Origin of the sequence: Roseobacter sinensis (assembly GCF_025755255.1) — a bacterium.
Lineage (GTDB): Bacteria > Pseudomonadota > Alphaproteobacteria > Rhodobacterales > Rhodobacteraceae > Roseobacter > Roseobacter sinensis.
On record NZ_JALIEB010000001.1, the window covers coordinates 542,536 to 566,434 of the forward strand.

General features: G+C 59.7%; 17 protein-coding genes, 4 tRNA genes and 3 rRNA genes. 16 read left to right on the top strand and 8 right to left on the bottom strand.

Translation table 11 applies throughout. From position 1 onward, the window contains the following. Window position 1 precedes the first annotated feature (1 nt). The gene (locus MUB52_RS02695; protein ID WP_263842640.1) at window positions 2-1,402 is read right to left on the bottom strand and encodes a selenium-binding family protein; all 1,401 of its coding nucleotides are present in this window, start codon (window positions 1,400-1,402) and stop codon (window positions 2-4) included. A 334-nt stretch (window positions 1,403-1,736) separates the two neighbouring features. Between MUB52_RS02695 and MUB52_RS02700 the strand changes: the two genes are divergently transcribed. From MUB52_RS02700 to MUB52_RS02715, 4 genes are all read left to right on the top strand, one after another. Next, complete coding sequence (locus tag MUB52_RS02700) at window positions 1,737-2,237, top strand: RNA polymerase sigma factor (protein ID WP_263842641.1); 501 nt, start codon at window positions 1,737-1,739, stop codon at window positions 2,235-2,237. Further along, complete coding sequence (locus tag MUB52_RS02705; protein WP_263842642.1) at window positions 2,237-3,010, top strand: anti-sigma factor family protein; 774 nt, start codon at window positions 2,237-2,239, stop codon at window positions 3,008-3,010. The genes MUB52_RS02700 and MUB52_RS02705 overlap by 1 nt, the downstream gene beginning before the upstream one ends. Window positions 3,011-3,322: 312 nt before the next feature. Then, the gene (locus MUB52_RS02710) at window positions 3,323-4,225 is read left to right on the top strand and encodes a VPLPA-CTERM sorting domain-containing protein (RefSeq protein ID WP_263842643.1); all 903 of its coding nucleotides are present in this window, start codon (window positions 3,323-3,325) and stop codon (window positions 4,223-4,225) included. A 228-nt stretch (window positions 4,226-4,453) separates the two neighbouring features. After that, complete coding sequence (locus MUB52_RS02715; RefSeq protein ID WP_263842644.1) at window positions 4,454-4,741, top strand: hypothetical protein; 288 nt, start codon at window positions 4,454-4,456, stop codon at window positions 4,739-4,741. A gap of 111 nt (window positions 4,742-4,852) precedes the next feature. Here MUB52_RS02715 and MUB52_RS02720 read toward each other — a convergent pair whose 3' ends face one another. From MUB52_RS02720 to MUB52_RS02730, 3 genes are all read right to left on the bottom strand, one after another. Continuing rightward, on the bottom strand, window positions 4,853-5,521 hold the full coding sequence (locus MUB52_RS02720) for a L,D-transpeptidase (protein WP_263842645.1): 669 nt from the start codon (window positions 5,519-5,521) through the stop codon (window positions 4,853-4,855). 199 nt (window positions 5,522-5,720) lie between these two features. After that, complete coding sequence (ykgO, locus tag MUB52_RS02725; protein ID WP_039685556.1) at window positions 5,721-5,846, bottom strand: type B 50S ribosomal protein L36; 126 nt, start codon at window positions 5,844-5,846, stop codon at window positions 5,721-5,723. 84 nt (window positions 5,847-5,930) lie between these two features. Further along, a tRNA-Val gene (locus MUB52_RS02730) sits at window positions 5,931-6,005 on the bottom strand. Between the two features lie 148 nt (window positions 6,006-6,153). Between MUB52_RS02730 and MUB52_RS02735 the strand changes: the two genes are divergently transcribed. Then, window positions 6,154-7,014: an N-formylglutamate amidohydrolase gene (locus MUB52_RS02735; RefSeq protein ID WP_263842646.1), complete on the top strand. Its 861-nt coding sequence runs from the start codon at window positions 6,154-6,156 to the stop codon at window positions 7,012-7,014. 76 nt (window positions 7,015-7,090) lie between these two features. Here the strand turns inward: MUB52_RS02735 and MUB52_RS02740 are convergent, their stop codons facing one another. Then, window positions 7,091-8,344, bottom strand: coding sequence for a DNA polymerase IV (locus MUB52_RS02740; protein ID WP_263842647.1), 1,254 nt, complete (start codon window positions 8,342-8,344; stop codon window positions 7,091-7,093). Between the two features lie 28 nt (window positions 8,345-8,372). Here MUB52_RS02740 and MUB52_RS02745 point away from each other — a divergent pair, with 28 nt between their 5' ends. Continuing rightward, on the top strand, window positions 8,373-8,813 hold the full coding sequence (locus tag MUB52_RS02745) for an NUDIX hydrolase (protein WP_263842648.1): 441 nt from the start codon (window positions 8,373-8,375) through the stop codon (window positions 8,811-8,813). Between the two features lie 227 nt (window positions 8,814-9,040). Here the strand turns inward: MUB52_RS02745 and pyrF are convergent, their stop codons facing one another. Beyond that, the gene (gene pyrF / locus MUB52_RS02750; protein WP_263842649.1) at window positions 9,041-9,757 is read right to left on the bottom strand and encodes an orotidine-5'-phosphate decarboxylase; all 717 of its coding nucleotides are present in this window, start codon (window positions 9,755-9,757) and stop codon (window positions 9,041-9,043) included. 571 nt (window positions 9,758-10,328) lie between these two features. Here pyrF and clpB point away from each other — a divergent pair. Then, on the top strand, window positions 10,329-12,947 hold the full coding sequence (gene clpB, locus MUB52_RS02755) for an ATP-dependent chaperone ClpB (RefSeq protein ID WP_263842650.1): 2,619 nt from the start codon (window positions 10,329-10,331) through the stop codon (window positions 12,945-12,947). A gap of 62 nt (window positions 12,948-13,009) precedes the next feature. Here the strand turns inward: clpB and MUB52_RS02760 are convergent, their stop codons facing one another. Then, the gene (locus MUB52_RS02760) at window positions 13,010-13,501 is read right to left on the bottom strand and encodes a fasciclin domain-containing protein (protein WP_263842651.1); all 492 of its coding nucleotides are present in this window, start codon (window positions 13,499-13,501) and stop codon (window positions 13,010-13,012) included. A 296-nt stretch (window positions 13,502-13,797) separates the two neighbouring features. On the opposite strand from MUB52_RS02760, the gene MUB52_RS02765 reads away from it, so the two are divergent. Beyond that, on the top strand, window positions 13,798-14,448 hold the full coding sequence (locus MUB52_RS02765; protein ID WP_263842652.1) for an HAD family hydrolase: 651 nt from the start codon (window positions 13,798-13,800) through the stop codon (window positions 14,446-14,448). 110 nt (window positions 14,449-14,558) lie between these two features. Further along, complete coding sequence (gene msrP / locus MUB52_RS02770; RefSeq protein ID WP_263842653.1) at window positions 14,559-15,464, top strand: protein-methionine-sulfoxide reductase catalytic subunit MsrP; 906 nt, start codon at window positions 14,559-14,561, stop codon at window positions 15,462-15,464. Here the strand turns inward: msrP and MUB52_RS02775 are convergent. Then, window positions 15,458-15,856, bottom strand: a complete 399-nt coding sequence (locus tag MUB52_RS02775) for a DUF2306 domain-containing protein (RefSeq protein WP_263842654.1) — start codon at window positions 15,854-15,856, stop codon at window positions 15,458-15,460. The genes msrP and MUB52_RS02775 overlap by 7 nt on opposite strands. A 39-nt stretch (window positions 15,857-15,895) precedes the next feature. On the opposite strand from MUB52_RS02775, the gene msrQ reads away from it, so the two are divergent. The 7 genes from msrQ to MUB52_RS02810 all read left to right on the top strand — a co-directional run bounded on the left by msrQ (window position 15,896) and on the right by MUB52_RS02810 (window position 23,523). Next, the gene (gene msrQ / locus MUB52_RS02780; RefSeq protein WP_263842655.1) at window positions 15,896-16,519 is read left to right on the top strand and encodes a protein-methionine-sulfoxide reductase heme-binding subunit MsrQ; all 624 of its coding nucleotides are present in this window, start codon (window positions 15,896-15,898) and stop codon (window positions 16,517-16,519) included. Window positions 16,520-17,296: 777 nt separating this feature from the next. Beyond that, a 16S ribosomal RNA gene (locus MUB52_RS02785) occupies window positions 17,297-18,756 on the top strand. A 208-nt stretch (window positions 18,757-18,964) separates the two neighbouring features. Continuing rightward, window positions 18,965-19,041 (top strand) — tRNA-Ile (locus MUB52_RS02790). Window positions 19,042-19,146: 105 nt separating this feature from the next. Next, window positions 19,147-19,222: transfer RNA gene (locus tag MUB52_RS02795), tRNA-Ala, on the top strand. A 434-nt stretch (window positions 19,223-19,656) separates the two neighbouring features. Beyond that, window positions 19,657-23,030: ribosomal RNA gene (locus MUB52_RS02800) — 23S ribosomal RNA — on the top strand. Between the two features lie 217 nt (window positions 23,031-23,247). Then, window positions 23,248-23,362: ribosomal RNA gene (rrf, locus tag MUB52_RS02805) — 5S ribosomal RNA — on the top strand. The 16S, 23S and 5S rRNA genes sit together here with 3 tRNA genes alongside, the layout of an rRNA operon. Window positions 23,363-23,446: 84 nt before the next feature. Then, window positions 23,447-23,523 (top strand) — tRNA-Met (locus MUB52_RS02810). Window positions 23,524-23,899: the final 376 nt, after the last annotated feature.

The window sequence follows — 23,899 nt, forward strand, 5'->3', positions numbered from 1 at the left end:
CTCAGACGGAGGGGTAGCAGAAACTGTCGGTAGAGCAGTCGCCGCCCTCGAGCCTGATCTGGTGGCTGCGATAGCCGTCGGGAAACTCGACCCAGAAGTTTTCGTTCAGGGTCAGCCCGCCATTCTCGCCCACGTCCGCACAGACCATCGCCGCCCCCCGGTCACCCGGATAGAACTGATCGTCCCATGTGGAATAGAGCGAGTTGGTCCAGTAGACGCGCTTGCCGTCCCGGCTGATCTCGACCATCTGCGGACCATAACCGAAGTCCTTGCCGTTGGGATGCGGCGTCTTCTTCACAATGCCGCCGATCTCGACCTTGCCCGCGAGTTTCGGGTTCATCGGGTCGGAGACGTCATACTGGTGCATCTCGCCCTGCCCCCAGCAGGCCACATAGAGGAAGCGATCATCGAGGCTCAGGTCGATATCGGTCACCAGCGGCGGCACCGCGCCAAAGCCTTTCAACAGCTCCGGCAGATCGTCGGCATCCGCTGGCTGCGGATCGATGGTGATGGTTTTCTTGGCTTCGAACGTGCCGTCGTCCTTCTGCCACCAGGTGAAGATCGCACCTTGCAGGTTGGTGGTATCCACGACAACCCCCACGAACCCGTAGTCCTTCGCCGGGTCGTGGGCCGGGCGGATCTCCAGCGCCATCTGATGGTTCGCACCAAGGTCGATGGTCTGGACGTTCTTGCGCTGGCGCAGGTTCCAGAAATGGATCTTGTGCCCGTATTTTTTGCTGAGCAGATCCTCCGGCACGATCCCGTTTTCGAACTGCGGCGGCAGCCCCCATTCGGAGCTGACCATGTAGTCGCGTGGCAGGTTCCACCAGAAGTCGTAATGCTTGTCCTGTTCGCCCCGGTCCATCTCGTAACGTCCGAGAATCTCGAAGGTTTCGCAGTCCATGATGAAGATACCCGGAGGGCCGTCGGTGCCGTCCGCGCCGCCACCGCCAAGCGTCGAGACATAGATGCCCTCGGGGCCGCAGTGGATCGTATGCGGGCGCGAATAGCCGGTCTTGGCCATCAGCTCTTCGGGTTCGATAATCTTGTGGATCTTGGCCTTTAGCGGCTCCTTCACGTCGATTACATAGATGCGGCTGGAGCGGATGCCGGGGATAATCAGATAGCGGCGCTCCAGGAAAGCGTGGCCGGTGAGCGGCGAGAGCGCGGAGGAACAGGCGTTCCAGCCGAAGTGGTGAAACTCGTCTCCTTTGTTCGGCATGAAAAGGCTGTGCACGATCTGGCCGTAGGTGTCGGACTTCGGGTCCACATCGACCACGGCAAGCCCATCGGGTTGCGAGCCATCGGGACTCAGCATCAGCGTGAAGGCCAAGGTCTCGACCGGCGCCTGCATAGCCATTTGCGGCGTTGGATAAAACGTTGGGTCTGGTCTCAAATTCATCTGTTTTCCTCCCTGTTGGACGCAGTCGGATCGCAGCGTCCCCCGGGAAAAGCTGACACAGAATCAAATGTCAGACAATTGATTTCTCGCGCGCCGCGAAATCGGGCGGCGACAAGCAGGCAGCCCGGTGACTGCCTGCGCGCGAAGTCTTCTCGATTTATCAGCGTGTTGGCGAACCATCGATACGACGCCTGACCGCAAACCTATCGGGACGCCACCTGACCGGCGGAGCCGTTCCATCCAAGCTCAAGATCGGGCAAGCCAGTTGCGGCGGGCGGATTTGCGCTTCATTATCTCCCCCGAGACGGTGGCACTCCGGAACACAGGGGGCGGTTTGACGGACCTGAAGCGGGAAATGATCGCGACCTTGCCGCGTCTGCGGCGGTTCGCCCGGACGCTGACGCGCTCGGTCCCCGAGGCGGACGACCTTGTGCAGGACGCGTGTCTGCGCGCCCTCTCGCGCGCGCATCAGTGGGACCCTGCGCAACCGCTCGACCGTTGGCTTTTCCGCATCACACGCAACCTGTGGATCAACGAGGTGCGCAAGCGGCAGGTACGCCTGGGCGATGGGCACGTGCCTGCGGAGGAGAGCGTGGAGCTGGTCACAACGGAAACCGGCGAAGCGCGCGTCGCGGCAGTGCAGTTGCAGAGCAAGATCGAGGCTCTGCCCGCCGATCTGTCCACGATTCTTCTCGTCGTCTCCGTCGAGGGCTATAGTTATGCGGAGGCAGCGGAGCTTCTGGATATTCCGGTCGGGACCGTGATGAGCCGGGTCTATCGTGCGCGGAAGACCCTTGCGAAGAAGATCGCCGAGACCGGGGGAGGTGTGCAGTGATGCAAGATCACGAACGGCTCAGTGCCTTTCTGGATGGCGAGCTCTCCGAAGCGGAGGCGCGCGAGATCGAAAAGGAACTTGAAGGCGATCCGGCGCTTCTGGCGGAGTTCGAAGCGATCCGCGAGGCGGACCGGCTGGCGCTCGAAGAGTTCGACACCATGCTGCGCGAGCCGGTCCCGTTCGACTTGGCCAAGGCGATCCAGGAGGCGCCGGACGATCATGTGGCGAATGCGACAGGTGCGCCGCGGCGGTCTCCACCCTGGGGCGCTACGATTGCAGCCCTGATTGCGCTGATGATCGGCGGTATTGGCGGATACTGGGCGGGCCAATCGCAGGACAGCACGCTTGCCGCAGCGCCGGGCTGGTTGCAGGACATCGCTGATTATCACGCGGTTTATGCGACACAGACGCGCCATCTTGTGGAGGTCCCTGCCTCCGAGCGCGAGCATATCCAGACCTGGCTGACAAATACCGTGGGCACCAATGTTGCGGTCCCCGATCTCTCGGCGCAAGGGCTGGAGTTTCAGGGGGCCCGGCTGCTCGTGGCCGCGGGCAAACCCGTCGCGCAGCTGATGTATCTTGACGCCGATCAGAGGGTTGTCGCGCTCTGTCTGATTGCAACGGAAGCTCCGCGCGAGGGCTTCGCCGCGCAGACCATCGGTGCGTTTGGTATGGTCTCCTGGGGTGGCGCAGGCGCGAATTTCGTTGTCGTGGGAGATCAGGACCGGACCGATCTGAGCACGATTGCCGAGGCGGCTGCGACGCAGGTCTGACATCGTCGACCGCCGTTTTTCAAAAAATTAAAGGAATTTCTCGGATGCCGAGAATAATCTGCCGCGCTCGGCTGTAGTCCCTGTGCAAGCAACACTGTGGTGGCTTGTCCCAGCGGGTAGGAGCCTGGACATGGCGGGATCGTCTTATGTGCCTCCGGTGTGTGGTTTTTGGAGGATGCGACCGGGCAGCGGCCTGATCGCTCGTGTTGGTTTCCGACCGTTCCGCGGTTTGCGTTCCTACCCGCTTGGGCGGGTTGTGAAGATCGCCCCGCCTTACAAAGCATTTTCAATAAATTTTCTTCAGGATGTAATATGAGTTCGCCCCGATTGATCGCTGCGGTTGCAGCGCTTGTGCTGTTTCCGTCGCTTGCTCCGTCAGCCCCGGTCGTCTTTAGCGCCTCGGGCGCGGACGCGGCCAGCATCCAGGCCGAGGTTGATGCGTTTCGCGACGCCCTGGGCGCTCTGAACCCCAACGAGCCGGAGAATTTCGACGGTGGCCGCAGGCAGATAAACTGGGATGCCGCGCCGGATGCGATCTCCGATCCGAACCCTTTCCCCGGCGATTTTTTCAACTTCGGAGCCGCACCGCGCGCCCGTGGGATCGAGTTTCGTCCCAGCGAAAACCCCAATGCGGGCCCGCAAGAATTGATTGCAGACGGCTTTCAGTTGAGCAGCACGGAAGCCTCGGGCGAGCCGGTGCGCTTCGGCTTTGAAGACGAACTGGGTGTGTTCAGCCCCGAGCGGTTGTTTGCGCCGACGGGTGGCACGATCTTTGACGTCCTCTTCTTTGATCCCGCCGATCAGAAAACCCCGGCCGCGACCCGAGGGTTGGGCATCATCTTTACCAATGTCAGCGAGACATATGATGAGACCGGGGCACCGACCACCGATGCGATTGTGAACCTGTTCCTGTCGGGTCAGGACATCGGTTCGGACGCGCCCAAACTGTCCTTCAATGCCGAGGCGAGCGGGCCCGGCGGGCTGTCCTTCCTCGGTATTCTTTTTGATGCGCCGGTGATCGTCGGCGCGACTGTGCAGGCGGGTTTCATTCCTTTCGACGAAGCCACCAGCGGGGCGGGCGTCGTGGCAATGGACGACTTCATCTTTGGCGAGCCGACGGTTGCACCGGTGCCGCTGCCTGCGGGCGTGGTGCTGCTGGGCTCGGCTTTGCTGGGCGGGGCCACTGTCGGGCGCCGCCGGCGCCGTACCGCCTGATGAGATAAGCACCGGCGCCTGGCACGCCGGTGCTTTCGCCGGGACCGGACTGCAGGTTTCACGACCTTCGCCTGTTGAGCCTCTCCGGTCCCGGCATTTGGTGTCGGCAGCCAATGCGTTGCAAAACCGCCGCCATTAACCTCTTTCACATCCGATGGGCCTAGATTGAACGTTGACACCCCGCTTGGGAGTGGGACAGCAATCGACAAGCTCTTGATGGACGTGAAGATGAAATTTCAGATGATTTGGCCATTGGCCCTGACTGTTCTGCTCGGCGCATGTGCGGAGACCGGCACGGGCGCCGGTGGCACACCGATCCGCAATCTGCCAGAGGAGGTCGTGGCCATGGCCGCGCCCAACCAGGACCTCACCTCGGTTCGAATCCTGCCTGAAGACGGCTGCTACTGGTATCGTCACGTCGGCCCGGTGGAAACGACGCTTCTGCCCTTGCGCAATGCGGCTGGACAGCCGATCTGCACCCGGCCCCAGTCGGACACAACCGCGACCGGGGCCTGACACCCGGTCTGGGAGCGTTCCCTTCTCACCAGAAACAGGATTGGTCACCTATTGCGTTGATTTCATCGAAATCAGGCTGCAATAGGTGAACCAACTTCAAGGCAAATGGCTTTAGCTGCGGGCCGTGACGTAGGTCTCAGCGGGGTAGAGATGTGCCGTGACGCCCGTTGAGACGTTTTCATAGAGCCCGTTGATATGGGCCATCACCATACGCACACAGCCCGAGCTTGCCCGACCGCCGATCGACCGGGGGCTGGGGGTGCCGTGGATGCGCAGGTAGGTGTCGCGGTTGCCTTCGAACAGATAGAGCGCGCGTGACCCAAGCGGATTGGTCGGCCCGCCAGGCACGCCGTCGGCGAATTCCTCATAAAGATGGGGCTCTCGCTTGATCATCGCTGCGGTCGGGGTCCACTTCGGCCATTTGGCCTTGCGCCGGATGGTGTAGACACCGGGTTCGTAGAGATTGCCACGGGCAATGGCCACACCGTACCGCATGGCGGTGCCGTTGGTGTCCACATGGTAGAGGTAACGCGCAACGGCATCCACATGGATATCGCCGGGCCGCAGGCTGGCGTTCGCTTCGACGCGCGTTGGCAGGAAGCGCGGATGCAGCCCCCAGGGGTTCGATGTCGCCGGGTCGTAATTGGCGGGGGTGACGCGCGCATCCCAGATGTCCCATTTGCTGCGGGCCGCGTCGGCCGGTGTCGCAATGAGGGATGCTGGAATCGCCGCAGAAAACAGCGCCGTCGTGGTCTGGATGAAATGTCTTCTCGTTAACATGGGTCTCTGGTCCTAGGTTACTCTCAACTCAACGCGATATAGCAGCTGATAGTTTCCACCAACTTTACGACAGAAATCAGCATGAGTCGGCGCGATCACGGATTTGTGCAATCGGTCTCTGTGATGGCCTGCCCGACGCCATTCAGGCAAGAAAAAACCGCCCCGAAAGGAGCGGCTTACTGACACGATATGGCCGAGATCAGCCTTGGCGGGCTTTGAACCGGCGCTGTGTCTTGTTGATCACATAGACGCGGCCCTTGCGACGCACGATCCGGCAGTCTCGGTGCCGATTCTTGAGCGAGCGGAGCGAGTTGCGAACCTTCATGGTCCTCTCCTTTGTCTTCTCAGTCGGCGCGCAGACCAGCGCCGGGGTTGCGGGCAGCCCGGCAAGCCGGACCGATGAATGACGTGGTGGGCGATACTGGGATCGAACCAGTGACCCCTTCGATGTCAACGAAGTGCTCTACCGCTGAGCTAATCACCCTTGATGCCTGCACAATTGCCCGGGCCCCAAAACGAAATGGGGCGCGAAGAACGCGCCGGTAGCGGGTCTTTAAAAGGAGTCGAAGATAAGATCAAGGGCTTTTGGTTTTCGCATTTTCTGCGCTATGGTCGGCGCTGAAGGAAGAGGTATGTCACAACCCGCATTCGAAGTCAGCTATCCGGAAAAACCGAACTCCTGTGTGGTTTTCGCCTCGCCGCACAGCGGGCGGAACTATCCTTGGTCGATGCTGCGCGCGAGCGTGCTGGATGAGCTTGCGATCCGGTCCTCCGAGGACGCCTTCGTCGATCAGCTGTTCGACTGTGCGCCGCAGTTCGGTGCGACCTTTCTTAAGGCGGGCGCGCCCCGTGCCTTCGTGGACCTGAACCGCAGCTCGGATGAGCTCGATCCGGCGCTGATCGAAGGGGTTCGTCGACGCGGGCACAACCCGCGCGTCGCGTCCGGCCTGGGGGTGATTCCCCGTGTGGTCGCGAATGGCCGGGCCATATACAGCGGCAAGATCAGCATGCTGGAGGCCAAGCGGCGGCTGGATCAATACTGGCACCCCTATCACGATACGCTTCAGGGGCTGCTGGATGAGGCGCTGCGTCATCATGGGCAGGCGGTCCTGATTGATTGCCATTCGATGCCGCATGAGGCGGTGCAGGGCATTGCGCGGTCGGGGGCAAAACGCCCCGAGATCGTTCTTGGCGATCGGTTCGGAGCGGCCGCGGGCGGCGATATCGTCGACCGGGTGGAGGCGGCGTTTGCGGCCGCGGGCTTCGTGGTTACGCGTAATGCGCCCTTCGCGGGCGCCTATGTGGCCCAGGCCTACGGGCGCCCGAGCCGCGGGCAACATGCGATCCAGGTCGAGATCGACCGCGCGATCTATATGGACGAGGGCCGGATCCGGCGGTCGTCCCGTTTTGCTGAGGTGCAGCGGACCCTCAAAGGTGTCATCGCCGAGATCGCCCAGATCGGGCAGGAGCGGATGCCGCTGGCGGCGGAGTAGCGGCTGCCGATCTCGCGCTCCGCAGTGTGGGCTGCGAGATGTTCGCTTCGCTAGGGCCCGAAGACCTGACAATCGATCAGCGCAGGGCGCGTCCTTTCAGGATCGCGTCATGCCCGAACCGGGCGCGAATCTCATCCGCTGCGCGTTCGGCCTTGCCGCGTTGTGCCGCCTGCGGGTCGAGCAAGTCGCCTGAGCGGTCCGCGCCCTCGGCGCTCACCAGATCCGACAGGCCGCAGCCAAGCAGGCGGTAAGGGCCTTCGCCACCCACCTGGTCGAACAGTCCGCGCGCAGTGCGATAGATGGTGTCGGCCATCTGAGTCGGGTCCCGCAGGCTGATCCTGCGGGACAGCAGCGAGTGATCGGCGCGTTTCAGCTTCAGTGTCACGACCCGGCCCGCAAGATCCTTGGCCTTGGCGCGGTCCGCGACTTTCTCGACCATGCGCCAGAGGTGACCATCGAGCAGGTCTGCATCGCCAGTGTCTTCATGGAAGGTGGTCTCGTTCGAGATCGACTTTACGGGGGCGTTGGCCGAGACGCGGCGGCGGTCTTGCCCACGGGCCAGATGCCAGAGCCGGTCCCCCATGCTACCGAAGCGGGCGATGAGGTCAGTCCGATCCCAGCGCAGAAGGTCCGCGAAGGTTCGGATGCCCGCCTTGTCGAGCGCGGCCTGCGAGGAGGCACCGACGCCCCAGATCAGCCGCACAGGCTTGTCGTGCAGGAAGGCTGCGGTTTCGGCCGCGCCGATCACCGAGAAGCCATGCGGTTTCTCCAGATCGGAGGCGACCTTGGCCAGGAACTTGTTGTGGCTGAGGCCGATCGACCCGGTCAGCCCCAACTCCTCCCGCATGCGTTTGACGAGCCGGGCGAGCATGGTCGCGGGTGGGTGCCTGTGCAGGCGGGCGGTGCCCGAGAGGTCCATAAAGGCCTCGTCCAGCGAGAGCGGTTCGATGTCGGGCGTGAGCTCCTCCATCATCGCACGGATCGCACGCGAAGCCTCCACGTAGGCCTGCATGCGGGGTTTGATGATCACCGCTTCAGGGCACAGTTTCAGTGCCTGAAACATCGGCATGGCCGAGCGCACCCCGCGGATGCGCGCGACATAGCAGGCGGTCGAGACCACACCCCGCCGCCCGCCGCCGATGATCACCGGTTTGCCTTCAAGGCTGGGGTTGTCTCGCTTCTCGACAGAGGCGTAGAAGGCGTCGCAATCCATATGCGCGATGGAGAGCGAGAAGAGTTCGCCATGTGCCACGACGCGCGGGCTGGCGCAGGCGGGGCAGCGCCGACCGGCGTCGAATTCAGTGAGACAATCGCGGCAAAGGGCGGGCATTCTCGCAGGCTTCTGCTATCAGTGCGGCATGTCCCGATATTATGCGAGCGCTCCGGAAATGAACATGCCCTTCCACGGCACCAAGCTGGCGCTTCTGACGGATCGTCATGTGGTAACGCTGCTGCGCGATGCGACGCCGGACATCGATCATGCGGGGTGTTGGGACTTGCCCGGCGGCGGGCGCGAGAATTTCGAGGACCCGGTCGAATGTGCCTTGCGGGAAACCCGCGAGGAGCTTGGTTTGCGCCTGCCGCGCACTGCCGTCATCTGGGGGCGGCGGTTCGAACGCGGTGGCCGTGGCTACTGGTTGTTCGCCGCCAAGATTGACAAGCGCACGCTGCGCGAGATCTCGTTTGGGGATGAGGGGCAAGGCTGGGCGGCGGTCAGGCTGGCGCTGTTTCTCGCCCACCCGAAAGTCATTGCGCATCTCCGCGACCGGCTGCGGCTGTGTCTGGAAGAGATGCCCTGATCGAAAAACCCCCCGCTGATCTGAGCGGGGGGAGGTAACGAACCTCAGGAAGACGCGGTTCGTTGGGGAGTATCACCTAGGCTCAACTTACCACCTAAAGGCGAATCGGCCTAACCGCGAATGGTCGGATTGACCCACATCCTGTGGTCTGTTGTTCGATAGCCACAGTCTCTTGCGGCGCTTCTCCGCGCACGGGCCTGTGGGTAACCCGGAAATCTGACCACAGATCAGTGGTTTGGCTGCTGTGCCTGCGGGCTGTTGAGCTCGGCCAAAATGGCTTCGGCAGCTGCCTTAGGATTAGGCGATTGCCACACCGGACGCCCAACGACGATATGATCAGCGCCGTCTGCGATGGCATTTGCGGGTGTGGCGACTCGCTTCTGGTCACCCAGATCGGCGCCGGCCGGGCGCACGCCGGGGGTCACGATGAGGCGGCCATCCGCCTCGGGCAGCGCACGGATCAGGGCGGCTTCGCGCGGGGAGGTGATCACACCGTCGGCACCAGCCTCGAAGGCCCGCGCGGCCCGCGCGGTGACCAACTCAGCCAGATCGCCCGCCCGGATCTGGCAGGCGTCGAGGTCGGCACGATCGAGCGACGTGAGCACTGTCACCGCAAGGATCTTCATCTCCGACCCGCCCGCACCCGCCTTCGCTGCGGTCACCACATGCGGATCGCCGTGAACGGTCAGGAAATCGAGATCGAATTGCGCCAAACCGCGCACTGCCGCCTCGATGGTGGCGCCGATGTCGAAGAGCTTCATATCGAGGAAGATGCGCTTGCCGTGGTCTTGCTTGAGCTCGTTCGCCAGCGCCAGCCCGCCGCCGGAGAGCATACCGAGCCCGATCTTGTAGAAACTCACGGCATCGCCGAGCTTTTGCGCGAGTTCCGCGCCTGCAAGTGCGTTCGGTACGTCAAGTGCCACGATCAACCTGTCGTCCGCCATGCGCTGCTCCGCTTCGCCTGGTGCTGTCCTATGCGGTTGCGCCGCGGCTGTCCACTGCTGAGGGTGACAAAAGAGCGGCCCGGACGATACCGCGCGGCGGCACGCCGGGCCCGAGATAAATCACGACCTCGAACATGCGGCTGCAAGGCGGCACCTGGGGGGTGATCTGGGCCTGCAGCCTTCGCATGTCCGACGCCGGCCGCCCCGTCTGACAAGTGGTTTTGTGAGATCAGGCGGAGCGGCAGGAACTGGCGAACCAAGCCAACTGGTTACATATCGACAAAACCGGCAGAACACGGGGCAAAACCGATCCATTGCCGCTGTCTGAGCTTGAGATAGGCACTGGAGATGGATGGTTAACGGGGAAAGCCCCTGCCGCTTTCCCATGCCGCTTTCGATTGGTTCAGATCACGGCGCGCCGGCTCACATACACCTAGGGTTGATTTTGGGGCGCCACCGGTCTTGAAGCACAAGCGTTGGCGCCCCAGATAACAGGGCAAGGTCCTGACCGCTGACGTGCCGCTGAGCCGGGCGCAGCAAGACGAGGACGCTTAGCAAAAAGGAGACGACCATGGACTTGAGCAAGTTCACGGAGCGGTCGCGCGGGTTCATTCAGGCAGCCCAAACCATCGCGACCCGGGAGAGCCACCAGAGACTGGCACCCGAACATATTCTCAAAGCACTGATGGACGATGACCAGGGGCTGGCGAGCAACCTGATTTCTGCGTCTGGTGGCCAGCCGGCGCGGGTGCTTGAAAGTGTCGAACTGGCGCTGTCGAAGGTGCCGAAAGTGAGCGGAGACGCCGCGCAGATCTACCTCGACAATGCAACGCAGAAGGTGCTGGCCGAGGCCGAGGCGCTGGCCAAGAAGGCGGGCGACAGTTTTGTGCCCGTAGAGCGCATCCTAATGGCGCTCTGCATGGTCAAATCGGCGGCGAAGGAGGCGCTGGATGCCGGGGGTGTCACAGCACAGGGTCTGAATGGCGCGATCAACGACATTCGCAAGGGCCGCACGGCGGATACGGCGAATGCCGAGGAAGGCTATGACGCGCTGAAGAAATACGCGATGGACCTGACGGAGCGCGCCGAGGCGGGCAAGATCGACCCCATTATCGGCCGCGACGAAGAGATCCGCCGCGCCATGCAGGTGCTGAGCCGCCGGACCAAGAACAACCCCGTCTTGATCGGGGAACCGGGTGTCGGTAAGACGGCGATTGCCGAGGGCCTTGCCTTGCGCATCGTGAACGGCGATGTGCCCGAGAGCCTGAAGAACAAGAAGCTTCTGGCGCTCGATATGGGGGCGCTGATTGCCGGTGCGAAGTATCGCGGCGAATTCGAAGAGCGGCTCAAGGCGGTGCTGACCGAAGTAACCGAGGCCGCGGGCGAGATCATCCTGTTCATCGACGAGATGCACACGCTCGTGGGCGCGGGCAAGGCGGATGGCGCGATGGACGCGGCCAACCTGATCAAACCGGCGCTGGCGCGCGGTGAGCTGCATTGTGTGGGCGCCACCACGCTCGATGAGTATCGCAAGTATGTGGAGAAGGACGCGGCGCTTGCGCGGCGGTTCCAGCCGGTGATGGTGCAGGAGCCGACGGTGGAGGATACCGTCTCGATCCTGCGCGGGATCAAGGAGAAGTACGAGCTGCACCACGGGGTGCGGATTTCGGACTCCGCGCTGGTGGCGGCAGCGACGCTCAGCCATCGCTATATCACCGACCGCTTCCTGCCGGACAAGGCCATCGACCTCGTGGATGAGGCCGCCAGCCGGTTGCGTATGGAAGTGGACAGCAAGCCCGAAGAGCTCGACGCGCTGGATCGCGAGATCCTGCAGAAGCAGATCGAGGCCGAGGCGCTGCGGCTGGAAGACGATGCGGCGAGCAAGGACCGGCTGGAGACGCTGGAGAAGGACCTTGCCGACCTGCAGGAACGCAGCGATGAGCTGACAGCCCAATGGCAGGCCGAGCGCGACAAGCTGTCGAGCGCGCGGGACATCAAGGAGCAGCTTGACCGAGCGCGCGCCGATCTGGAGATCGCCAAGCGCGAGGGCAATCTGGCGAAGGCCGGGGAGCTGTCGTACGGCGTGATCCCGCAGCTGGAAAAGCAGCTTGAGGCGGCTGAGGGTCGCGACGACAGTGACGTGTTGGTCGAAGAGGCTGTGCGCCCTGATCAGATCGCCAGCGTGGTCGAACGCTGGACGGGGATCCCTGCGGGCAAGATGCTGGAAGGCGAGCGCGACAAGCTGCTGCGCATGGAAGATCAACTGCACGCGCGGGTGATCGGCCAGGATACGGCTGTGAAGGCGGTGGCCAACGCCGTGCGCCGGGCGCGCGCGGGCCTGAACGACGAGAACCGCCCGCTGGGCTCATTCCTCTTCCTTGGCCCGACAGGTGTCGGGAAGACCGAGCTCACCAAGGCGGTGGCCGAGTTCCTCTTTGACGACGACAGCGCGATGGTGCGCATCGACATGTCGGAGTTTATGGAGAAACACGCGGTGGCCCGCTTGATCGGCGCGCCTCCGGGCTATGTCGGCTATGACGAGGGCGGGGTGCTGACCGAGGCGGTGCGGCGCAGGCCCTATCAGGTCGTGCTCTTCGACGAGGTCGAAAAGGCGCACCCGGATGTGTTCAACGTGCTTCTGCAGGTGCTCGATGACGGGGTGCTGACCGATGGGCAGGGCCGGACAGTGGACTTCAAACAGACGCTGATCGTGCTGACCTCGAACCTCGGGTCTCAGGCGCTGAGCCAGTTGCCGGAGGGCGCGGATTCGTCCCAAGCGCGGCGCGACGTGATGGATGCGGTGCGCGCGCACTTCCGGCCTGAGTTCCTGAACCGTCTCGATGAGACCATCATTTTCGACCGGCTGAACCGCGAGAACATGGACGGGATTGTCGAGATCCAGATGGCGCGGCTCCTGAAGCGGCTCGCGGGGCGGAAAATCACCCTCGATCTGGACGAGGGCGCGCGCAAGTGGCTCGCTGATGAGGGCTATGACCCGGTCTTCGGGGCGCGACCGCTGAAGCGGGTGATCCAGCGCGCCTTGCAGGACCCGTTGGCGGAAATGCTGCTGGCGGGCGATGTGAAGGACGGCGACAGCGTGACCGTGACTGCAGGGGCCGAAGGGCTAATCATCGGAGATCGGGTGGCGGCCTCGAACCGGCCCAAACCGGACGATGCGGTCGTGCACTGATCACGTCAAATCGTGAAACCGAAAAGGCCCGGCAGATCGCTCTGCCGGGCCGTTCTTCTTGATCAGCTGCTCTCGTCGGGCAGGATCACCGTGTCGATTACGTGGATCACGCCGTTGGAGGCTTCCACATCCGCAGAGGTCACCGAGGCTTCGTTGATCTTCACGCCATCGGAAAGATCGACCGTCAGATCGCCGCCCTGAACGGTCGTAGCGCTCATCCCGTCGCTGAGATCGGTCGACATCACCTTACCCGGTACGACATGATAGGTGAGGATCGCGATCAGCTGGTCCTTGTTTTCCGGCTCGAGCAGCGCCTCGACGGTGCCTTCGGGCAGGGCTGCAAACGCTTCATCGGTAGGTGCGAAGACCGTGAAGGGACCTTCGCCCTTCAGCGTATCGACCAGATCGGCGGCTTCGACTGCAGCCACGAGCGTGCTGAAGCTGCCGGCGTTTGCTGCGGTGTCCACGATGTCTTTGGACGAGCTTCCCGCGAAGGCAGTTGTGCCGAGCAGTGCTGCGCCGGCGGTCAGGCTCACGAAAGTACGACGAAACATGTAGATCTCCTTGATTGAAGGGTGAATGCCTCTCAGGCATCGAGGGGGAAACGTTGATGCGGGCGGCTTGGATCACCGGGGATTCCCGCCGATGGCATTTGACCGACGACGCGCCCGCGCTAAGCAGCACGAGGTCACGATTTCCAATAACAAAATTGTCAGGCGGGCCTGTCATCCGCGTGTGATCGGGCTCTGCTCTATGCGCTCACGTCGGGTTGCGAGCCGGGCCGCGCAAAGCATTGACCAGTCCCCCAAAATGACGACAGAAAGGCCGAGAAGAAGGATACGCGCATCTCATGACCTTTCCGCCCGATCTCGTGATTTTCGACTGCGATGGTGTGCTGGTGGACAGCGAGGTCCTGAGCGTCGCGATCATGCGGGACAACCTCGCGCGCCACGGGCTCGATCTGTCGCGGGCCCAGGCGGATGAGCTGTTTGTCGGTGGGACGATGATGGGGATCATGGAAATGGCGCAAAACATGGGCGCCGATCTTCCCGACGATTGGGTGGAGCTGATCTATCAGGACATCTACGCCGAACTGGCCGCGAAGGTCGAACCGGTCGACGGGATCGTCGATGTACTCGATGCGCTCGATGCGGCGGGCATCGCATGCGCCGTCGGTTCGAACGGGCGGCACGAGAAGATGGAGATCACGCTGACCCGGACGGGGCTGAAGCGGCGGTTGGCCGGGCGCATCTATTCGCGGCAGGATGTGGCGCGCCCGAAACCCGCGCCCGATCTTTACCTGCACGCCGCGGCCCAGGCCGGGGTGCCCGTATCCCGTGCCGTGGTGATCGAGGACAGTCCGACCGGCGCGCAAGCGGCGCGGGCGGCGGGCATGCTCTGTTTCGGCTATACGGCCGCGACCGACCCCGCGCGCATGACACCGCTTTGTGATGCGGTCTTCGACCGGATGGCGGTGCTGCCCGGCCTGCTGGGGCTCTGACCGGCCACTTAAAGGTTACAGGCGCCTGTCACATTCGTGACCCGATTTGGTTTGGCGCCCGGGCCGGAACCTCCTACATCACGGGTGATGACGAACCTCAGGAGGGTCCGATGGCCTATCGGTGGACCAACACGTTGACACGTGACGATGCAACGCCCGAAGCGGTGTTTCTGAACCGGCGCCAGCTGATGGCGGGCGCGGCGGCGGGTGTGGCCCTGGCAGGCGCGGGCACTGCGGCGCGGGCCGAAGAGGCGCTGGAGCCGAACGCCTGGGAGGACATCACGCAGTACAACAACTTCTATGAGTTCGGCACCGGCAAGAGCGACCCGGCGACCTACGCCTCGGCGCTGACCACCGAACCGTGGAGCGTGACCATCGACGGGCTGGTGGACCGACCCGGAGACTATGACTTCAAGGACATCATGGCCGAGATGACCGTGGAGGAGCGCATCTACCGCTTCCGCTGTGTCGAGGCCTGGTCGATGGTGATCCCGTGGAACGGGTTTGAGCTGGCTGACCTGCTGGCGATGGCCGGTGTGCAGGCGCAGGCGAAATACGTACGCTTCGAGACGCTCTATCGTCCTGAGGAGATGCGCGGACAATCCAGCCGCTTTATCGACTGGCCTTATGTAGAGGGGCTGCGGCTTGACGAGGCGCTGCATCCGCTGACGATCATGGCGACGGGCATCTACGGGCGCACGATCCCGAACCAGAACGGCGCGCCGATCCGGCTGGTGGTGCCTTGGAAGTACGGCTTCAAATCCATCAAGTCGATCGTGAAGATTACCCTGACCGATGAAGAGCCGGTGAACACCTGGCAGGCGTTGCAGCCGAGCGAGTATGGATTCTATGCCAATGTGAATCCGAATGTGGATCATCCGCGCTGGTCCCAGGCGACCGAGCGTAAGATCGGCGGCGGGCTCTTTTCGCCGCGCATTCCGACCCTGATGTTCAACGGGTACGAAGAGGAGGTGGCGAGCCTTTATGAGGGCATGGACCTCACGCGTTTCTACTGACCGAAGACCACCTGATGCATCACGCGCCCGGGTAGAAGCGTGAAAGCACCGGCGCCGATGAGCGCAATCCAGAAGATTTCACGCATTGTTTTTCTGTGTGCGGTAATGTTGCCGCGTCGGGCGTCGCGGAGGCCGGAGGCTACCCCGAACAGGGTGTAGATCGACAGCAAATGGATGGCGCTGAAAGGACCAAGATGGCGGATATCATTTATCCAGAAGCTCGACAGGGCGACCAGCACCATCAGTGTGATCCAGAGATAGCCGCAGATCCGGTGCGTCTCGCTGCCCTTTGGCAGAAGCAATTGCACGATGCCGAGCATCAGCGCGGTGAACGCGCCGAGCGCGTGGAGTATGATGACGGCGCTCGACTGGAAGAGGGGTGCGAATGACATGGGCCGGTTTTTGCACATCAGGTTGCAGGACGTTCGGTGATGACCATAGCATCGAAATCGACTTGGGCCGACCGGATCAATGGCTTTGTCCGGAAGGTGCCGACCTGGCCACTCTATATTCTATACCTGCTGCCGGTGCCGTGGCTCTTGTACTTGGCGCAGACCGGGGGCCTGGGGCGCGAGCCGATCAAGGCGCTGGAGCATGAGCTGGGTGAGATCGCGTTGCAGCTGTTGATCTTCGGGCTCTGCATCACGCCACTGCGCCGATATCTCGGCATCAATCTTCTGAAGTTTCGCCGCATGTTCGGGCTGCTGGCCTTTACATATGTGACCCTGCATCTGCTGGTCTGGCTGGTGCTCGACGTGGGCATCCTCAGCCAGATCTGGGCCGACATTCTCAAGCGGCCCTACATCACCATCGGGATGGTGTCCTTCATTCTGCTCGTGCCCCTTGCGCTGACGTCGAACAGCTGGTCGGTGCGCAAACTGGGGCCGAGCTGGCGGCGGCTGCATCAGCTGGCCTATGTCGCCGCGATTCTGGGAGCTGTGCATTACGTTATGCTGAGCAAGGTGTGGGCGGTGGAACCGCTGGCTTACCTTGCTGTGGTTCTGGGGCTGCTGGCGCTGCGCCTGCCAAAGAGGCGGCAAAAGCAGACCGCTTGAGTGGGCGCCGGGGCGTGAGGCCGGGACGACTCTTTTTTGACCATCTGGACGAATCCTGACGAGCGATCTGCCTGACGGGTCTCGTGTCACGTGATTCATGGCACGACTCGGGCCTGATTTCTCCGCAGAGTCGGTGAGTCTTGGGGATAGGTCTGGGGATAACGCAATATGTAGGGATCGGACGGACATCCTTTCGGTTTGATGAACGAAATATTGCTGCCCTATGGCCTGATTTCGGGAAATTTTTCGCAACCAATCGGCTGTTTTCAAAGGAGAAACACGAAAGATGTAAAAAAAATGACGTTTTGCGAAAAAAGGGCTTGCGGGTCTCTGCGAGTAACCGTAGAACCCCCTTCACCGGCGGCGCTGAGACGCGCTGACGGGGCGCCAAACGAGCGGGACAGAGCGGAAACGCAACGGACCGAGACGAGACGCAAGACAAAAATTCAGAGGTAAACGAGGCGGGGCGCGCCAGAAAGTTAGGGCGCATCACTGTCGATTTTGTCTCTACGCTCTTTGAAATTGATGAATAACTGAAGAGATATGTGGGCGGTTTGGTTCATTCGATGGATCAACGTCTGTATATCGCGCTCTTAGACCATGCGGTCGATGATAGAGTGTCAGCTTCACTGTTTGGACGGTTTCCGGTTTCTTATGAAACCTGAAGCACAACAAACAGATGACTATTGGATATGTTCTGCCCAGGCCGGGCAGGTATAAACATATCCAGTGATGTGCAGAGGTTCGAACGTCAAGGATAAGCTCGTAAGAGCTTTTCAACTTGAGAGTTTGATCCTGGCTCAGAACGAACGCTGGCGGCAGGCCTAACACATGCAAGTCGAGCGCACCTTCGGGTGAGCGGCGGACGGGTGAGTAACGCGTGGGAATATGCCCTTCTCTGCGGAATAGCCTCTGGAAACGGAGAGTAATACCGCATACGCCCTTCGGGGGAAAGATTTATCGGAGAAGGATTAGCCCGCGTTAGATTAGATAGTTGGTGGGGTAATGGCCTACCAAGTCTACGATCTATAGCTGGTTTTAGAGGACGATCAGCCACACTGGGACTGAGACACGGCCCAGACTCCTACGGGAGGCAGCAGTGGGGAATCTTAGACAATGGGCGCAAGCCTGATCTAGCCATGCCGCGTGAGTGATGAAGGCCCTAGGGTCGTAAAGCTCTTTCGCCAGGGATGATAATGACAGTACCTGGTAAAGAAACCCCGGCTAACTCCGTGCCAGCAGCCGCGGTAATACGGAGGGGGTTAGCGTTGTTCGGAATTACTGGGCGTAAAGCGCACGTAGGCGGATCAGAAAGTTGGGGGTGAAATCCCAGGGCTCAACCCTGGAACTGCCTCCAAAACTCCTGGTCTTGAGTTCGAGAGAGGTGAGTGGAATTCCGAGTGTAGAGGTGAAATTCGTAGATATTCGGAGGAACACCAGTGGCGAAGGCGGCTCACTGGCTCGATACTGACGCTGAGGTGCGAAAGTGTGGGGAGCAAACAGGATTAGATACCCTGGTAGTCCACACCGTAAACGATGAATGCCAGTCGTCGGGCAGTATACTGTTCGGTGACACACCTAACGGATTAAGCATTCCGCCTGGGGAGTACGGTCGCAAGATTAAAACTCAAAGGAATTGACGGGGGCCCGCACAAGCGGTGGAGCATGTGGTTTAATTCGAAGCAACGCGCAGAACCTTACCAACCCTTGACATCCTGTGCTAATCCCAGAGATGGGACGTCCACTTCGGTGGCGCAGTGACAGGTGCTGCATGGCTGTCGTCAGCTCGTGTCGTGAGATGTTCGGTTAAGTCCGGCAACGAGCGCAACCCACATCTTTAGTTGCCAGCAGTTCGGCTGGGCACTCTAAAGAAACTGCCCGTGATAAGCGGGAGGAAGGTGTGGATGACGTCAAGTCCTCATGGCCCTTACGGGTTGGGCTACACACGTGCTACAATGGTGGTGACAGTGGGTTAATCCCCAAAAGCCATCTCAGTTCGGATTGGGGTCTGCAACTCGACCCCATGAAGTCGGAATCGCTAGTAATCGCGTAACAGCATGACGCGGTGAATACGTTCCCGGGCCTTGTACACACCGCCCGTCACACCATGGGAGTTGGTTCTACCCGACGACGCTGCGCTAACCTTCGGGGGGCAGGCGGCCACGGTAGGATCAGCGACTGGGGTGAAGTCGTAACAAGGTAGCCGTAGGGGAACCTGCGGCTGGATCACCTCCTTTCTAAGGATGTTTCTAGAAGCGATGTTCGCATCACTCGTGAAACACTTAGCAAGATCGGCAATCAAAGCCGGTCAAATCAGACGGACCGAGCCGTCCTCATATCTCTTCAGTCAGGTTGCTGCGGAAGCGGCGACCGTTTACGGCCCTCTCGGTATTTGCGCTGCAAACGCCTGCCGGGCTACGTCGATTTTGCTTTGCAAAATCAACTGGGTCGGTAGCTCAGGTGGTTAGAGCGCACGCCTGATAAGCGTGAGGTCGGAGGTTCAAGTCCTCCTCGACCCACCACCAATTTGGTTTTCTGAAAGAAAACAAAACGTGGTTGGCACCTCTCGGCATTTCCTTCGGAAACGCCTGCCGGTGCGACGCACATTTCGCTTTGCGAAATGCACTGGGGCCTTAGCTCAGCTGGGAGAGCGCCTGATTTGCATTCAGGAGGTCAGCGGTTCGATCCCGCTAGGCTCCACCATATCCCGCCGATTAGATCGCCAAGCACTGGCAAGTGCTTAGCCGTCCAATCGGACGTCAGATGGCTTCGGTCATCGTCTTTTACATCGTTTAGAGAGATACAGTTACTTTAAGAGAAATCTTAAAGTGACAATCAACACTGTTTGATCCTGCCAAGTAAGGCGGCGATCTCAGTTGGTTCCACTTCGGTGGAAGGTTCGTGGGCTCGGTGCTTCCTCGCTGATCTATGAATATCCCAGCTGAAACGAACAGAGTTGTCCAAGTCAAGTACACTAACCACGCGTTGCCGCACGGCAACGTGGGAAAGTATGCTTTTGGTTCAGAATAAGGGTGTTGGTTTCTTACCAGCTTCCAGCACCGCGATTGACTGATCGTCCTCAAGTAGCGCTCCGCGCGGTAGGACATCAAAGATCAAGTCTTTCTTTTTCTGGATCAAATCAAGCGCGAAAAGGGCGTTTGGTGAATGCCTTGGCAGTAAGAGGCGATGAAAGACGTGATACTCTGCGATAAGCCATGGGGAGCTGAGAATAAGCTTTGATCCATGGATTTCTGAATGGGGGAACCCACCTGATACTGTGTTATTATTGACCTCTCGGGGTCGATTAATAATGCGGTAAAACAGGTACTTATAACCTGAATACATAGGGTTATAAGAGCAAACCCGGGGAACTGAAACATCTAAGTACCCGGAGGAAAGGAAATCAATTGATACTCCCCTAGTAGCGGCGAGCGAACGGGGACCAGCCGAGCCATGAGTGTGGTTAGAATGCGTTGGAATGCGCAACCATAGTGGGTGATAGTCCCGTATAAGAAGCACGATTGGACGTATTAAGTAGGGCGGGACACGTGAAATCCTGTCTGAAGATCGGAGGACCACCTTCGAAGGCTAAGTACTCCTTACTGACCGATAGCGAACCAGTACCGTGAGGGAAAGGTGAAAAGCACCCCGACGAGGGGAGTGAAACAGTACCTGAAACCGAACGCCTACAATCAGTCGGAGCTTGACTGGAGTTCAATTTGGATGTCATTGGAAGCTTATGAAAACATTCGCTTCCGTACTGACCTTCGCACTGGCGACATCGCCGGTCCTTGCCGATGAATATGTGATCGGGCTGGGCGTCGACGATGTGCTAGACCAAACGGATACGCAGGCTGTGGCCCTTGTGTTCGAATACCATGCAGACCCGTTTTTTTCGGGCCAGACGGCATCGTATTCGCTCGCCGGAGCCGGCCAAGTCGATGATGATGGCGACATATTCATCGGTGTGGGCGTTCACGCCAGATGGTCCATCGGCGGAGGTCCCTGGTTCGTAGAGGGCAGCTTTATGCCTGGCTACTACGACGAAGGCACGGGCGGCAGCCCGCTGGGTGGCAACCTGCAATTCAGATCGCTGATCGGCATCGGCTATACGCTGGCCGACAACAGCCGGATCTCACTTGCATTCGATCACAAATCCAACGCGGATATCGAAGACACAAACCCTGGCGGCGAGACGCTGGCGGTGCGGTATACCTTTGATTTCTGAACCATATCCAAATTGATCTCCAGTCTTGTGACGGCGTACCTTTTGTATAATGGGTCATCGACTTGGTCTCACGAGCAAGCTTAAGCCGTTAGGTGTAGGCGCAGCGAAAGCGAGTCTTAATAGGGCGTCGAGTTCGTGGGATCAGACCCGAAACCGAGTGATCTAGGCATGGCCAGGCTGAAGGTAAGGTAACACTTACTGGAGGGCCGAACCCACATCCGTTGAAAAGGATCGGGATGAGCTGTGCCTAGGGGTGAAAGGCCAATCAAACTCGGAGATAGCTGGTTCTCTGCGAAATCTATTTAGGTAGAGCGTCATCCGAATACCCTCGGGGGTAGAGCACTGGATGGGTAATGGGGCCCCACAGGCTTACTGATCCTAACCAAACTCCGAATACCGAGGAGTACTAGATGGCAGACACACGGCGAATGCTAACGTCCGTCGTGGAGAGGGAAACAACCCTGACCTACAGCTAAGGCCCCTAATTCATGGCTAAGTGGGAAAGCAGGTGGGACGACCAAAACAACCAGGAGGTTGGCTTAGAAGCAGCCATCCTTTAAAGATAGCGTAACAGCTCACTGGTCTAAATAAGTTGTCCTGCGGCGAAGATGTAACGGGGCTCAAGCCATGAGCCGAAGCTTAGGATGCGTTTATCGCATGGTAGCAGAGCGTAGTGTGACATAATTCCATGTCTCCTTATTCCCTTCGGGGATATTGGAGACGCGGAGTTTTCTGTGAAGCCGGCGCGTGAGCGATCCGGTGGAGAGATCACTAGTGAGAATGATGACATGAGTAGCGACAAACAGTGTGAGAGACACTGTCGCCGAAAGTCCAAGGGTTCCTGCTTAAAGCTAATCTGAGCAGGGTAAGCCGACCCCTAAGGCGAGGCCGAAAGGCGTAGTCGATGGGAATCAGGTTAATATTCCTGAGCCAGATGGAAGTGACGAATTGCGAAGGTTGTTCATCCTTATCGGATTGGGTGGGCCGCTCAGCAGTTCCTGGAAATAGCTCCATCATCAGATCGTACCCTAAACCGACACAGGTGGACTGGTAGAGAATACCAAGGCGCTTGAGAGAACGATGTTGAAGGAACTCGGCAAAATACCTCCGTAAGTTCGCGAGAAGGAGGCCCAGTTTCTACGCAAGTATTGGCTGGGGGCACAAACCAGGGGGTGGCGACTGTTTATTAAAAACACAGGGCTCTGCGAAGTCGCAAGACGACGTATAGGGTCTGACGCCTGCCCGGTGCCTGAAGGTTAAAAGGAGAGGTGAGAGCCTTGAATTGAAGCCCAGGTAAACGGCGGCCGTAACTATAACGGTCCTAAGGTAGCGAAATTCCTTGTCGGGTAAGTTCCGACCTGCACGAATGGCGTAACGACTTCCCCGCTGTCTCCAACATCGACTCAGCGAAATTGAATTACCTGTCAAGATGCAGGTTTCCCGCGGTTAGACGGAAAGACCCCGTGCACCTTTACTACAACTTCACACTGGCATCAGGCCAAGCATGTGCAGGATAGGTGGTGGGCTTTGAAGCGTGAACGCCAGTTTGCGTGGAGCCTCCCTTGAGATACCACCCTTGCTTTGCTTGATGTCTAACCGCGGTCCGTTATCCGGATCCGGGACCCTGTGTGGTGGGTAGTTTGACTGGGGCGGTCGCCTCCTAAAGCGTAACGGAGGCGCGCGAAGGTTGGCTCAGAGCGGTCGGAAATCGCTCGTTGAGTGCAATGGCAGAAGCCAGCCTGACTGCGAGACTGACAAGTCGAGCAGAGTCGAAAGACGGCCATAGTGATCCGGTGGTCCCGAGTGGAAGGGCCATCGCTCAACGGATAAAAGGTACGCCGGGGATAACAGGCTGATACTGCCCAAGAGTCCATATCGACGGCAGTGTTTGGCACCTCGATGTCGGCTCATCTCATCCTGGGGCTGGAGCAGGTCCCAAGGGTACGGCTGTTCGCCGTTTAAAGAGGTACGTGAGCTGGGTTTAGAACGTCGTGAGACAGTTCGGTCCCTATCTTCCGTGGGTGTAGGATACTTGAGAGGAGTTGCCCCTAGTACGAGAGGACCGGGGTGAACGATCCACTGGTGGACCTGTTGTCGTGCCAACGGCAGTGCAGGGTAGCTATGATCGGAAAGGATAACCGCTGAAGGCATCTAAGCGGGAAGCCCCCCTCAAAACAAGGTATCCCTGAGAGCCGAGATAGACCATCTCGTCGATAGGCCAGAGATGTAAGCACAGTAATGTGTTCAGTTGACTGGTACTAATTGCTCGATAGGCTTGATTTGATCCAGTAGAAGAGAGATTTTCTGTTGCCGCGCTCAAGTAGCGTAGCGGTAGCGCTTCGAAAGATAATCAAAAGCATACGCACACTGTCAGTTGTGTTTGACTTGGACATGTTGTTCCTTAAATGGACAAGGGGTGGGAACGCGCATATTCGATACGCTACATCTCGCTCGTTGTGTTTTGCTTTCGGCAAAACGACAACGCAGAGGTTTTTCATGGTTTGGTGGTCATAGCGAGAGCAAAACACCCGGTCCCATCCCGAACCCGGCCGTTAAGTGCCTTAGCGCCGATGGTACTGCGTCTTAAGGCGTGGGAGAGTAGGTCACCGCCAAACCTAGTAAAACCTCTGTGTCGTATCTCTCTTTCGATGTGATTTTGGCCTAAGATGGCGTCTCACGCGGTAGGCCGCAGCAGTTGGCGCGGGATGGAGCAGCCCGGTAGCTCGTCAGGCTCATAACCTGAAGGTCGTAGGTTCAAATCCTACTCCCGCAACCAACTCAAATTGCGATTGACCGGCCCCCGTGGCTGGTCTTTTGCTTTTGAGGGAAATGCCAAGGATTCCAGCTAGATCGCCTCTCACATCGATAAGCATCTCGTTGTTCATAGGCGTCAAGATAATCTCGTCAATCAAGGATCGCAGGATTTCAGTTGCTTCGAGCCGTTTCGCCTCGGCTTCATCCTGCAACGACTCATGTAGTTTGCTCACTTGCAACCTGTAGTACCCAGCCATCTCCGGGTGTAACAGTGGTGGTGGTTCCTGTGCTTCTGCGAAGGTGGTCTCCAACTCCTTCTTTCGCTGCTCTAAGGTCTGTTGAGCTTCAAGATTCCCATCTGAGCTAAGATCTGCTTCAAACTCGCAAAAGGGAGGTTT